Raw genomic sequence first — 12,890 nt, 5'->3', positions numbered from 1 at the left:
CGAGCGGCGTCCGGCACAAGCTACGCAGGCAGAAACAGAAATCAGGATCCCAGGTGAAGCCCGGCCACGAGCAATACGATCAAACCCATCGCGCCAAGCGCATCCGCCCACAAGGTTTCCTGCGAGCGGTGTATCGTGGTCTTGATCTGGTTGAACATGATGCGTTTTCTCCTGAGTGTTGTCCTTTTGTTCTCATATCTGGAGGGGTGTGTAAAGAACTTTTTAAGAACATTCGTGAACACGTCGGAACGAAAGGCCTTATCCGACCTGGATCAGCCTGATTGCCTGATCCTGTCGCATGAGCCAAAGCAAGATCCGGGCGGCATTTCCGCGCGCGGATTTCAGCCCCGGATCATCCTGCAACAGCCGCCGGGCATCACTCTGGGCGATCTTCATCAGACCGGCTTGGGTTTCGACATTCGCAATGCGGAACCGTGGCAACCCGGACTGCGCCGTCCCGATCAGATCGCCGGCACCGCGCATTTCGAGGTCAACTTCGGCAATCCGAAACCCGTCTTCGGTTTCCCGCAGGGTTGTCAGACGTCGTTCGGCCCCTTCGTTCAACGGCGGGCGATACAACAACAGGCAGGTCGATTGCGCATCTCCGCGACCGACACGCCCGCGAAGCTGATGCAACTGCGCCAGTCCGAACCATTCGGCGCGCTCGATGACGATGATGGTCGCATTCGGAACGTTGACGCCAACTTCAATCACCGTGGTTGCGACCAGTACTTTCGTCTGTCCGGAAACGAACCGCGCCATCGCCGCGTCTTTCTCGACCGCGGGCATCTGGCCGTGCACAAGGCCGACAACTCCGTCACCCAACGCAGCCCGCAGATGTTGAAATCGATCTTCGGCAGCGGTCAGGTCGATGACCTCGCTTTCATCGACGAGCGGACAGACCCAATAGGCCTGGCGGCCTTCGGAAATGGCGTGAGCCAAGTGCTGCACCACCTCGTCCATGCGTTCGGTCGATACCAGCGCGGTGCGAATGGGTTTCCGTCCGGGCGGCTTTTCATCAAGGATCGAGACGTCCATATCGCCATATTGCGCCAGAGACAGCGACCGCGGGATCGGCGTCGCTGTCATCACCAGCACATCCGCGGCGGGTCCCTTTTCGCCCAGTTCGAGGCGTTGGTTCACGCCAAATCGATGCTGCTCATCGACCACGGCGATGCGAAGGTCATGAAAGACAATGTCTTTCTGGAATACCGCGTGGGTGCCGACCAGAATATCGATGTCGCCCCCGGCGAGCGCCGCGAGCTTGGTCGCGCGTTCGCGCCCCTTGTCCCGGCCTGTCAGGATTTCGAGCACGACACCCGCAGTTTCGGCCAGAGGCTGCAGGCCATCGAGGTGCTGCCGCGCCAGGATTTCCGTCGGCGCCATCATCACCCCCTGGCCGCCCGATTCGACCGCGATCAGCAGGGCCATGAATGCAACCAGCGTCTTGCCGGACCCCACATCGCCCTGCAGGAGCCGGTTCATCCGTTCCGGCGCGGCCATGTCGGCTGCGATCTCGGCGATCGCGCGGGTTTGCGCGCCGGTCGAGGCGTAAGGCAATGCGTGCAGGACCCGGTCGCGCAGCTGCCCCGTCCCGCGCGTCTCGATACCTCGCCGCTTGCGGCGCTCGGCGCGGGCAATGGCCAGGGTCAATTGATGCGCCATGAACTCATCATAAGCCAGCCGCTCGCGAATGGGTGAATTCGCGGCAAGATCGCTGGCCGCCGCTGGCCTATGGGCGGCCATCAAGGCGGCGCGCCAGTCGGGCCAAGCTGCCCGGGACTTTTGCGCCGCATCGATCCATTCGGGCAGATCGGGCGCACGGGCAAGCGCGGATGCTGCCGCCTTGGCCATGGTTTTCTGCGTAATCCCCGCCGTCAGCGGATAGACCGGCTCGAACGTCGGCAGGGACGCCGCCTCATCCGGCAGCAGAATGTGGTCGGGGTGGACCATCTGGGCGCGATTGTCGAAAAGTTCCACCCTCCCCGACACCAGTCGGCGCTGACCGGTGGGCAAGACCGAATGCAGGTAGTCGGACCGACCGCGAAAGAAAACCAACTCGAAGCTGGTGGCACTGTCCTCGACCTGGATGCGATACGCCCCGGAGCGATTGCGCGGCGCGCGATGTTGTCCGATATCGACCTCGACAGTCAGCGTCGCGGGCAAGTCGGCCCCCTTTATGGTCGCGCGCAATTGCCTGTCGATCCCTGAATGAGGCAGCAAAAACAACAGGTCACGCGGCGTCTCAACATCGAGGGCAGTGAGCGCCTGCGCCGTTTTCGGGCCGACGCCATCCAGCGCGGTGATGTCCCCGAAGATCGGAAAAAGCGCCTCGGGACGGCCGGTCATGCGGCGCCGATCAGCGCAAGCCAGCCATCTTCATCCAGAATTTCGACCCCGAGATCGCGGGCTTTTTTCTCTTTCGAACCCGACCCCGGCCCGGCGACGACGATGTCGGTCTTTGCCGAAACCGAGCCTGATACCTTGGCCCCCAGCGATTCGGCGCGTGCCTTTGCCTCGGCGCGGGTCATCTTTTCCAGTGTCCCGGTGAACACGACCGTCTTGCCCGCGACCGGGCTGCCTTCGGTGCGTGGGCGAGTGGCGGCCTGGACGTCGAGATGGGCGACGAGACGGTCGATCGACGCACGCTCCGCGTCCTGGTTCATGGTGGTCACAAGGGAATCGGCGAGCACCTTGCCGACACCGTCGATCGCCAAGAGGTCGTCCCAGGCGGGTCCGTCACCGGATGCGGCATCGCGCATTGCCGTCGAGAACGCGTCCCATGTGCCGTAGTGATGCGCGAGCAGATTTGATGCGGACTCGCCGACGTGGCGAATTCCGAGACCGAAGATCAGGCGACCAAGCGGGATCCGCCTGCGTTGATCGATTGCCGCGAACAGCTTTTCCGCGGATTTTTCGCCCCAGCCTTCGCGGTTCTTGAGCTGTTGCATCCCGGTGCCATAGCGCGATTTCAGCTCGAAGATATCGGCGGGTTCCCCGATCCAGCCATCGGCATGGAACTGTTCGACCTGCTTCGCGCCAAGCCCCTCGATGTCGAACGCGGCGCGACCGACAAAGTGCTTGAGCTTTTCGACGGCCTGCGCGGGGCAGACAAGGCCGCCCGTGCAGCGGCGGACCGCATCGCCTTCCTCGCGAATGGCAGCCGACCCACACCTTGGGCAAATCTTTGGAAACGTGTACTTTTTCGCGTCTTCCGGGCGTTTCGCCAAGTCGACATCCGCCACTTTCGGAATCACGTCTCCGGCCCGGTAGACCTGAACCCAATCGCCTTCGCGGATGTCCTTGCCGCCACGGATGGGCGCACCGTCCGCATCGCGTCCGGCGATGTAATCCTCGTTGTGAAGCGTGGCGTTCGAGACCACAACGCCACCGACCGTCACCGGCGTGAGCCGCGCAACCGGCGAAAGGGCCCCGGTGCGGCCCACCTGAATATCGATGGCCTCAAGACGCGTCCAGGCCAGCTCCGCGGGAAACTTGTGCGCCAGGGCCCATCGCGGCGTGGTCGAGCGGAACCCGAGCCGCGCCTGCAGCGCAAGATCGTCGACCTTGTAGACAACGCCATCGATGTCATACCCAAGCGTTGCGCGGGCTTCTTCGATACGGTCGTAATGCGCGATCATCTCGTCCGGGCCGTCGCAGGTTACTGTCAGCGGATTGACCTGAAACCCGAGCCTGGCCAGCCGGGCAATCGCAGAACTTTGCGAATTCGCCAATGGCTCGGATATCTCGCCCCAGGCATAGGCAAAAAAACGCAAGGGTCGGTCTCGCGTGACGGCGGCATCAAGCTGTCGCAAGGACCCCGCCGCCGCGTTGCGCGGGTTGGCGAAATGCTTGGCACCGCGCGCGGCCTGGCGTTCGTTGAGGGCCGCGAAGTCGTCGTGGCTCATGTAGACCTCGCCGCGCACCTCGAGCACGTCGGGCGCATCGGACAGTTCCGTGGGAATGTCGGCAATTGTCCGGGCATTGGCGGTCACGTTCTCGCCCTCGGTGCCGTCGCCGCGAGTGGCTGCCTGAATCAATGCGCCATTCTCATAGCGCAGGCTGAGCGAAAGACCGTCGATCTTGGGTTCCGCGGTGTAGCGCACCCCCGTTTCGGACCCGATACCCAGATAGCGCCGCACGCCCTTGTCGAACTCCGCGATATCGTCGTCATCAAAGGCGTTCGACAGCGACAGCATGGGAACCCGGTGCCGGACCTTCTCGAAACCGTCGGCGGGCGCGGCCCCGACCTGTTCGGTGGGACTGTCGGCGCGTTTGAGCTCCGGAAACCGTTCCTCGATGTCGGTATTGCGGCGCTTGAGCCGGTCATATTCCGCATCGGTCAGGGTGGGCGCGTCATGCAGGTAATAGTCGTCGTTGGCGGTGGCCAGTCGCTGCGCAAGACGCGCGAGTTCCGCGGCTGCCGCTGCTTGCGTCAACGCATCGACTGCAACTTCTTCGGTGCCGGTTTCCCCGCTCATCACAGCGCCTCACTTCATGCCCGATGGGCCAAGTGATAGGTCGCAACGATAGCCGGGTCCAGTGCCGGAGGGCGGGGCGACCGTTGGCCCCGACGGGGCAGCCTTGCTCAGGCGCCGATGGCGATCGGACCTGCTTCGCTGACTTCAGGTTCGGGATCGCGCAATACGTACCCGCGGCCCCAGACCGTTTCTATATAGCTGGGCTCGCCGGTGGCTTCGGTCAGCTTCTTGCGCAGCTTGCAGATGAAGACATCGATGATCTTCAGTTCGGGCTCGTCCATGCCACCATAAAGATGGTTCAGGAACATTTCCTTGGTGAGGGTCGTGCCCTTGCGCAGGCTCAGCAGTTCAAGCATCTGGTATTCCTTGCCGGTCAAATGCACCTGCCCATCGCCCACTTCGACGGTCTTGGCGTCCAGGTTGACCGATATCTTGCCGGTCCGGATGATCGACTGCGAATGCCCCTTGGACCGCCGGATGATCGCATGGATCCGCGCCACAAGTTCATCGCGATGAAACGGTTTCGTCAGGTAGTCATCCGCACCGAAGCCAAAGCTTTTCAACTTGCTTTCGGTGTCATCATCCCCCGACAGGATCAGGATCGGCGTGTTGATCCGCGCGGTGCGCAGTTGTCGCAGCACGTCATGCCCGGTGATATCCGGCAGATTGATATCAAGCAGGATGAGATCGTAGTCATACAATTTCGCGAGATCGACGCCTTCTTCACCCATATCCGTCGCATAGACGTTCAGGTTGGCATGAGTGAGCATCATTTCGATACTCTTTGACGTCGTCAGGTCGTCTTCGACGAGTAGAACACGCATGGAGGTGTCTCCGATTGAGCAGCCCAGGTCATGCCCAATCTGAAAGGAAAAGAGTTAATCACTCCTAAAGATACCCGCATATTCACCACTTACAACCTAAAGTTGTCTAAATTTCTGCAGTGTTGTCGTCTTGAGCGCTTCTGGCCCATGCATGCGCGCCGCCCCGATCCATTCCTGCAACTCCTCCGCGGACAGCGCGTAGAGGTCCTGCGCCTGTGCCTCGGTGATCAGACCGAAGACAACCGCCTTGACCACGGCCATCTTGCGCGAGGCAACCCAGCGCTTGGTATCCCCCGACGGAAGGTCCGCGCGCGTCATTTTGCTGCCGTCGGGCAACCGGACCGCGCGCGGTCCGTCGATCTTCTTGAGGTACATCAGCCTGGTCCCTTGTTCTTCCGGCCCGGACCGTGGCCCTCGCGCGCTTAACACCCCATGAACCGCGCCCTTGAGAATAGTTTGGATTTTCATATATTCCGCCATTCCATGACACAGATTCCCTTTGCGCGACGGAACCCCGATGCCCCTTGATGCGGCCCGACCAAATTCGCTTGGCTTTGCCAAACCACCCTCGGAAACGCGGGTGGTCGTCGCCATGTCCGGCGGCGTCGACAGCTCGGTCGTGGCAGCCCAGCTGGCCGAGGAAGGTTATGATGTGATCGGCGTCACATTGCAGCTCTACGACCATGGGGCGGCCCTGGCCAAGAAGGGGGCCTGCTGCGCCGGGGTCGACATCCACGATGCCCGCCGCGTCGCCGAAGAGATGGGCTTTCCGCATTACGTGCTGGATTACGAAAACATCTTCCGCGACGCGGTGATCGACGAGTTCGCCGAAAGCTACCTTGGCGGGGCCACGCCAGTGCCCTGCATCCGCTGCAACGAGCGGGTGAAATTCAAGGACCTGCTCGAGACGGCGAAGGACCTCGATGCCGATTGCATGGCCACGGGGCACTACATTCAACGCAAGATAGGCCCCCGGGGACCGGAGTTGCACAGCGCCGCGGATGCCAATCGCGACCAAAGCTATTTCCTGTTCTCGACCACGCCCGAACAGCTTGACTACCTGCGCTTCCCGCTGGGGCACCTGCCGTCAAAAGACGCGACCCGCGCCCTAGCGACGCGATACGGGCTGACCGTGGCCGACAAGCCCGACAGTCAGGACATCTGCTTCGTGCCCGACGGCAATTACGCCAGCGTCATCGAAAAGCTGCGCCCGGGCGCTGCCGAGCCGGGCGAGATCGTGCATGCGGATGGCCGCGTGCTCGGCACCCATCGCGGCGTGATCCACTACACGATCGGCCAACGCAGGGGCCTCGGCATCGGCGGCCTCGACGAGCCGCTTTACGTCGTCAAGCTCGATGTCGATGCCAGGCGCGTGGTGGTCGGCCCCAAGGACATGCTCGCCACCCGCACCGTTCCGGTGCGCGAAATCAACTGGCTGGGGGATGCGCCCTTCGACAGCCAGCCGGAATGGCATGTGCAGGTGAAGGTGCGCTCCACCCGCCCGCCGCGCGACGCGGTCCTGCGCCCGATATCGGCCACCGAAGCCAAGGTCGAACTTCTGACCGCCGAAGAAGGTGTCTCGCCCGGGCAGGCCTGCGTCTTCTACCAGACCGAAGGCTCCCGCATCCTCGGCGGCGGCTGGATCTGGCGCGGATACTGACCGCTCTCCGGCACCGGATCTTTCCATTTTCCAAATACCGCCGGGGGTGAATTGGTCCGCTTGCGGACCAAGAGGGGGCAGCGCCCCCTTGTCGTGGGCAAACGCCGCCCGATCACGGTGCGCGTCCGCGCCGCAGCGGTTGCGTGATCAGACCCCGGCGAGGGCCAGCACCGCGTTCAGCCCGCCAAAAGCGAAGGCGTTCGACAGCGCCGCATCGACCCGGGCCTCCCGGGCGACATTGGGCACCACATCGAGCGCGCATTCGGGATCGGGTTCCTGATAATTGATCGTCGGCGCGATCACCCCGTCCCGCAGCGCCATGATGCAGGCCAGAAGCTCGATCGCGCCGGTGCCGCCGATGACGTGACCGTGCATCGACTTGGTGGACGAGATCATCAACCGGTCCGCATGCGCCCCGAAGACATCGGCCACGGCGGCGCATTCGGTCTTGTCGTTGGCCGCGGTGCCGGTGCCGTGGGCGTTGATGTAACCCACCGCCTCGGGCGCCAGTCCGGCATCGCCCAGGGCCCCGCGCATCGCCCTTGCCGCGCCCTGCTTGGACGGCATGACGATGTCCGCCGCGTCCGAGGTCATCGCAGCCCCCACCACCTCGGCGAGGATCTCGGCACCGCGGGCGCGCGCATGGTCATAATCCTCGAACACGAAGATCCCCGCGCCCTCGCCCTGAACCATGCCGTTGCGATTGGCCGAGAAGGGCCTGCAGCCGTCTTTCGACATCACGCGCAGCCCCTCCCACGCCTTGATGCCGCCAAAGCACAACATCGATTCAGACCCGCCGGTGACCATCACCGGGGCGATGCCCGCGCGCACGAACCAGAACGCCTGCCCCATCGCGTGATTGGACGAGGCGCAGGCCGAGGCGACGGTAAAGCTGGGGCCCTTGATGTTGTATTGCATCGACACGTGGCTGCAGGCGGCGTTGTTCATCAGCTTGGGCACGATGAAGGGATGCACCCGGTTCTTGCCCTCTTCGTAGACCGCGCGGTAATTGTCGTCCTGGGTCGTCAATCCGCCGCCCGAGGTGCCCAGCACGACGCCCGACCGCGCCGCAAGTTCGCCCTCGAAGGTCAGCCCGGATTGCCCGATGGCCTCGGCGGCGGCCAGCAGGGTGAATTGCGTATAGCGATCGTACAACGCGATCTGCTGGCGGTTGAAACTGTCCTCGGCGGCATAGCCGGTGACCTGCCCGCCGATCCGGATCGACAGGCGGTCCTTGTCGCGGATATCGAGCAGACCGATGCCCGAGCGTCCCTCGCGCATCGCCTCGAGCGTCGCGGGCACGTCATGACCCAGCGCATTGATCGTGCCTGCACCGGTGATGACGACGCGTCTCACGCGTGCTGCTCGGCCACCAGCCGCTCCACCCCGGCCACGATCCGCGCCACGGAGGAGATGTCGAAGCCCCCCTCGCCCGGATCGTTGGCGTTGAATGGCACCGAGATGTCGAACGCCTCCTCGATGGTGAAGATCGATTCCACCAGCGCCATGGAATCGATGCCCAGATCGGCGAGCGTCATGTCCATCCCGACATCCGATGGCTCGAGCACGGCCTGCTCGGCAAGGATCTCGATCACCCTGGTTTTCACATCCATCTGTGCCTTCTCCGTGCCTGATGCACCCTGCCCGCGATCTAGTCGCTCCGGGTGAGCTTTGAAACCGCTTTCCTGAGTTCCGCAACCTCTCGGAAGAGCCGCGGCAGCCGCCGCAGGCCCTTGTAGGCCTCGATGTTGCTGTCCATCTTCATCGCCGGATAGCCCATCATCACCCGCCCCTCGGGCACGTTCGACAGCGCCAGCGTTCCGGCACCGAGGATCACCCGCGCCCCGATCCTGAGGTTGTCGCCCACCCCCGATTGCCCGCCGAGGACGCTGTGATCGCCGATCACGGTCGACCCGCCAATCCCCACCATTCCGCATAACAGACAGTGCCGACCGATCACCACGTTGTGACCCACCTGCACGTTGTTGTCGATCTTGGTGCCGTCGCCTACGACCGTGTCGCGCACGGTCCCCCGGTCGACAGAGCTGTTGGCCCCGACCTCCACATCGTCGCCCAGCGTGACCGCGCCCAGCGAATGGATCCGTGCCCAGGGCTGCGCCTCGGCCGCGCCCTGATCGCCGAGGCTTTCGCGCGCGCGTTCGACGCCGGACACCTCGGGCGTGACGAAGGAAAACCCGTCCGACCCGATCGCAGCGTTGAACTGCAGGATCAGGTTGCGACCGGCGCGCACGCCGGCGCCGATCCGCACCCCGGCATGGACCAGCGCGCCCGCCCCGATGCGCGCGCCGCGCCCGATGAAGACCTGCGGGCCGATCACCGCGCCCGCGCCGATCTCGACATCCGCGCCGATGACGCTGAACGGGCCGACCGCCACATCAGGCGCCAGCCGGGCCGAGGGATCGATCGCCGCGCTGGCATGGATGCCTTCCCCGTAGCCCTGCCCCGGATCGAAGGCCGCCGAGACGCCCGCCAGCGCAAAGCGCGGCCGCTTGGCGAGGATCGCGGCCTTCAGCCCCATGCCCTGCCAGTCCGCCCCGTCCCACAGCAGCGCCGCCTGCGCCTGCCCCTGCCCCAGCATCCCGGCGTAATCGGGCCTGAGCGCGATGGCCAGCCGGTCGGGCGGGCAATCGCCGGGCTCGGCCACGCCGGTCACGGTAATCGCGCCATCGCCCATGGCGACAAGGCCAAGGGCGCGGGCGATATCGTCGATGGTGTGGCGCATGGGCTCCTCCGGGCAGGCTCGCCCGGAGTGTTAGCTTTGAAGTCCGCCCAGCGAAACCCCTGCCGCCGAAAGCGCGCGCCAGATCTGCGCGTCCCGCCCGTAGATATCGGCGCGGTACTGGGTGTTGCCCTTAACGGTGGTGAAGGCGGTGCGGTAGATCAGATGCACCGGCACGTGCGACTCGAGCTTGACCCGTTGGGTCACCCCGGTGCGCAGCTTGGCGTTGAAGTAGCCGACCGGATCGTCGACCTGCACCGCCAACAGCGCATGGGCAAATTCCTGCGGATCGTTGAGCCGGACGCAGCCATGCGAAAATGCCCGGACGTCACGGCCAAACAGATCCTTGGCCGGGGTATCGTGCAAATAGATGTTGTACTTGTTCGGAAACATGAACTTCACTAAGCCCAAGGCGTTGCGCGGCCCCGGCGGCTGGCGCATCGAGAACGGAAAGCTCGACGCGGAATACTGCGAAAAACCGTTGCCGCGACTGACCGTCCGGCCCCGGCTGTCGGTGATCTGAAGATGCCCTGCGGCCCCGGGGTTGCGCCGCAGCGCGGGCAGATACTCGTTCACGATGATCGAGCGCGGCACATACCAGCTCGGATTGATCTCCATATGCTCCATCACATCCGAAAATTCGGGCGTCTGATGGGTCGAGAGGTTCTTGCCGATGACCGTCTTTGTCTCGAAGGTGACCTTGTCGTCGTCATAGATCCGCGCCACGAATTCGGTCAGGTTGACCTTGATATGCCGCTTGCCAAGACCCTCGGGCACGTTCAGCCAGCGCTCGCGCTCCATCGCGACGATGATCGACTTCAGCCGTTCGTCGATGTCGACATTGAGCGCCGTGAGCGTTGACGGCCCGGCGATGCCGTCGACCTCCATGCCGTGATCGAGCTGAAACTCCCGCACCGCCGCTTCCATCGCCTTGTCATAAAGCGCGGTCGAGGTATGGCCCAGGTAGCCCATAGCGATCAGCCGGTTGCGCAGGTCCACCACCGCCTGCCCGGTCTGGCCCGGTTCGATCTTGGAGGCGTTGACAGGCTTGCCCCAGCCGCCGCTTGCCCGGCGCTTTTCCAGCGCCACGCGGGTCGCCATCAGGCGGATGTATTCGGGGCTTTGCGGGGCCAGCGACCGAAACAGCGCGCGCGGTTCTTCGGTCATCAGCCGCGCCAGCAGGTCCTCGGGACTGCGCATCACCGGATCGCGCTTGATGCCGCTGGAGACCCGGCGCGGATCGAGGATGCCGCTCTGCAGGTCATGGGCGAGGCGCAGGTAGGCCTTCGACATCGCGATCTCGGCCTCGCCGCGTTCGCGGGGCGTATCGGCCGCGCGCAGCCGGGCCAGAAGCGCGTCGGCATCGTGGCGACCGGCGGGAATGCCATGCCCGACGACGCGGCGCATCGCATCGAGCAGGAAGGCGCGGCGCTGTCGGTCGACATCCCCCGCGCCGGTCCAGACCGGCTCGAACATGCGGGCGCGGTAGAAGTCGTTGAGCCCGGGATGCTCGGCGACGTTCTCGGCCACCGCCTGCTTGAAGGCGGTCACCTGGGCTGTGGCGGGGGTCGACGCGGTGCCCATGACAAGAGCCAACGCCGTGGCCGCGGCGCAGGATTTCAGCAGGCTGGGAAGGCTGGCGGACATCGAAAACCTCAAATTAAATGCACTCAAAAGGGTTTAGCCTATCTGAGCGGTGATTTTCCACGCTGTCTATTCACTTTTAAGTATCGCGACACTTCCTAACCCTGCCTGCGCATTGACGGAAACACATCTCGTTACACCTGCGGCAATCCGGACACATTTGGTCATCTTGAGCAGGATTTCGCCGAAATTTGTTGTCCGAGGGAACTTCTGGCGAGGACCGGGTTTCGGATGGATTCGGTTTGTGCAATAAATTTTAAGGCATCTGGGGATAGATGGCAGAGCGGGCCCAACGAGGCCCTGATTACAGGACAGAAAACGGGACAGGTTTTCCGATGAACGAAGCACGCTTTGGCGGCATGTCGCGCCGTGGGCTTTTGCAAGCCTTCGCCGCGACGACGATCACAGCCGCACCAACCTTCGCAAACGCTGCGGGGTTCCTTCGGGGCGGTGGTGATATTCGCCGCATCAAGATGTACTCCGGGCGGACCGGGGAACGGATCGAGATGATCTACTGGGTGGACGGCGACTACATCGCCGACGCCGTCAAGGAAATCAATTACTTCATGCGGGACTGGCGCAACAACAAGGTCAAGGGAATCGATCTGCGCACGATCGATATCATGGCCGCGTCGCACAACCTGCTGGATGTCAGCGATCCCTACATGCTGATCTCGGGCTATCGCAGCCCCGAAACCAACGCGATGCTCCGGCGGCGGTCGTCGGGCGTGGCGAAGAACTCGCGCCACCTGCGCGGCGAAGCGGCGGATCTTCGGCTCAACTCGCGTTCGGTCAGCCAGATGGCCAAGGCGGCGGCAGCCTGCCGGGCCGGCGGCGTCGGTCGCTATTCGGGGTCGAACTTCGTGCACATGGATTGCGGTCCGGTCCGCAGCTGGGGTCGGTAAGACCGACACCCCGCTGCCGCGACATGAACAAAGCGCCCTCACGGGGCGCTTTTTCAGTTTGTGGGCCGCGGAAACCGTTCCGAGGCGGTGCAACGTCGACCCGCGCGCGAGCAGACGCCCGCGTTGGAGGCTCTGCCTCCAAACCTCCGGAGTATTTTTGGTCCGATCGTGAGAGGTAGAGCACCCGATCTGCGACGCTGTCGATTTCAGCGTCGTCCGTGCACGCGGCTGGCCGATACGGCACCGCGACTTTCCCGCCAATTCGAGGAGCATTGGAAAAAGAGCGGCCAATTCCGCTTGACGGGACCACGGCTCAGCCATAGAACGCGCGTCACGCCCGGGATGCCGGGCGGGCAGTGAGCGGTTGTAGCTCAGTTGGTTAGAGTACCGGCCTGTCACGCCGGGGGTCGCGGGTTCGAGTCCCGTCAACCGCGCCACCACTGTCCCGCCCCCAGGTTCCATGCGTCTATGCGCGGTTGTAGCTCAGTTGGTTAGAGTACCGGCCTGTCACGCCGGGGGTCGCGGGTTCGAGTCCCGTCAACCGCGCCATTTTCCCACCAGACATGACTGGCTTCACGCGGTCCCCCTCACGATCGGACGCTAAATACTCCGGAGGTTTGGAGGCAGAGCCTCCAA

Annotated in this window: 10 protein-coding genes and 2 tRNA genes; 4 read left to right on the top strand and 8 right to left on the bottom strand. The window is 63.8% G+C overall.

What is annotated here, in order from left to right; genetic code table 11:
* Positions 1 to 258 precede the first annotated feature (258 nt).
* The 4 genes from recG to sciP all read right to left on the bottom strand — a co-directional run bounded on the left by recG (position 259) and on the right by sciP (position 5,680).
* Positions 259 to 2,349 carry an ATP-dependent DNA helicase RecG gene (gene recG / locus ACXYMN_RS11380; protein ID WP_459013752.1) on the bottom strand — a complete coding sequence of 697 codons (2,091 nt, stop codon included), beginning with the start codon at positions 2,347 to 2,349 and terminating at the stop codon, positions 259 to 261.
* Complete coding sequence (ligA, locus tag ACXYMN_RS11375; protein WP_459013751.1) at positions 2,346 to 4,481, bottom strand: NAD-dependent DNA ligase LigA; 2,136 nt, start codon at positions 4,479 to 4,481, stop codon at positions 2,346 to 2,348. Before ligA ends, recG begins: the two co-directional genes overlap by 4 nt.
* Positions 4,482 to 4,588: 107 nt before the next feature.
* Positions 4,589 to 5,305 (bottom strand): response regulator transcription factor CtrA, encoded by a 717-nt coding sequence (ctrA, locus tag ACXYMN_RS11370; RefSeq protein WP_459013750.1) that lies wholly within the window; start codon positions 5,303 to 5,305, stop codon positions 4,589 to 4,591.
* Positions 5,306 to 5,401: 96 nt separating this feature from the next.
* Positions 5,402 to 5,680, bottom strand: a complete 279-nt coding sequence (gene sciP / locus ACXYMN_RS11365; RefSeq protein WP_459013749.1) for a CtrA inhibitor SciP — start codon at positions 5,678 to 5,680, stop codon at positions 5,402 to 5,404.
* A 142-nt stretch (positions 5,681 to 5,822) separates the two neighbouring features.
* Here sciP and mnmA point away from each other — a divergent pair, with 142 nt between their 5' ends.
* Positions 5,823 to 6,965 (top strand): tRNA 2-thiouridine(34) synthase MnmA, encoded by a 1,143-nt coding sequence (gene mnmA / locus ACXYMN_RS11360; RefSeq protein ID WP_459013748.1) that lies wholly within the window; start codon positions 5,823 to 5,825, stop codon positions 6,963 to 6,965.
* 147 nt (positions 6,966 to 7,112) lie between these two features.
* Here the strand turns inward: mnmA and ACXYMN_RS11355 are convergent, their stop codons facing one another.
* From ACXYMN_RS11355 to ACXYMN_RS11340, 4 genes are read right to left on the bottom strand one after another with little or no spacing between them, the layout of a single operon-like run.
* Positions 7,113 to 8,321: a beta-ketoacyl-[acyl-carrier-protein] synthase family protein gene (locus ACXYMN_RS11355; RefSeq protein ID WP_459013747.1), complete on the bottom strand. Its 1,209-nt coding sequence runs from the start codon at positions 8,319 to 8,321 to the stop codon at positions 7,113 to 7,115.
* Complete coding sequence (locus ACXYMN_RS11350; protein ID WP_459013746.1) at positions 8,318 to 8,578, bottom strand: acyl carrier protein; 261 nt, start codon at positions 8,576 to 8,578, stop codon at positions 8,318 to 8,320. Before ACXYMN_RS11350 ends, ACXYMN_RS11355 begins: the two co-directional genes overlap by 4 nt.
* Positions 8,579 to 8,616: 38 nt before the next feature.
* Positions 8,617 to 9,708 (bottom strand): UDP-3-O-(3-hydroxymyristoyl)glucosamine N-acyltransferase, encoded by a 1,092-nt coding sequence (gene lpxD / locus ACXYMN_RS11345; RefSeq protein ID WP_459013745.1) that lies wholly within the window; start codon positions 9,706 to 9,708, stop codon positions 8,617 to 8,619.
* A 30-nt stretch (positions 9,709 to 9,738) separates the two neighbouring features.
* On the bottom strand, positions 9,739 to 11,352 hold the full coding sequence (locus ACXYMN_RS11340) for a L,D-transpeptidase family protein (RefSeq protein WP_459013744.1): 1,614 nt from the start codon (positions 11,350 to 11,352) through the stop codon (positions 9,739 to 9,741).
* Positions 11,353 to 11,684: 332 nt separating this feature from the next.
* Here ACXYMN_RS11340 and ACXYMN_RS11335 point away from each other — a divergent pair, with 332 nt between their 5' ends.
* The 3 genes from ACXYMN_RS11335 (at position 11,685) to ACXYMN_RS11325 (ending at position 12,803) form a co-directional block, all read left to right on the top strand.
* Positions 11,685 to 12,254 (top strand): YcbK family protein, encoded by a 570-nt coding sequence (locus ACXYMN_RS11335; protein ID WP_459013743.1) that lies wholly within the window; start codon positions 11,685 to 11,687, stop codon positions 12,252 to 12,254.
* A 360-nt stretch (positions 12,255 to 12,614) separates the two neighbouring features.
* Positions 12,615 to 12,691, top strand: a tRNA-Asp gene (locus tag ACXYMN_RS11330).
* A gap of 35 nt (positions 12,692 to 12,726) precedes the next feature.
* Positions 12,727 to 12,803: transfer RNA gene (locus tag ACXYMN_RS11325), tRNA-Asp, on the top strand.
* Positions 12,804 to 12,890: the final 87 nt, after the last annotated feature.

It is taken from the genome of Roseivivax sp. CAU 1753, from assembly GCF_054482575.1.
The sequence above is the reverse complement of the archived record's forward strand: the minus strand, read 5'-3'. Positions and strand labels throughout refer to the sequence as shown.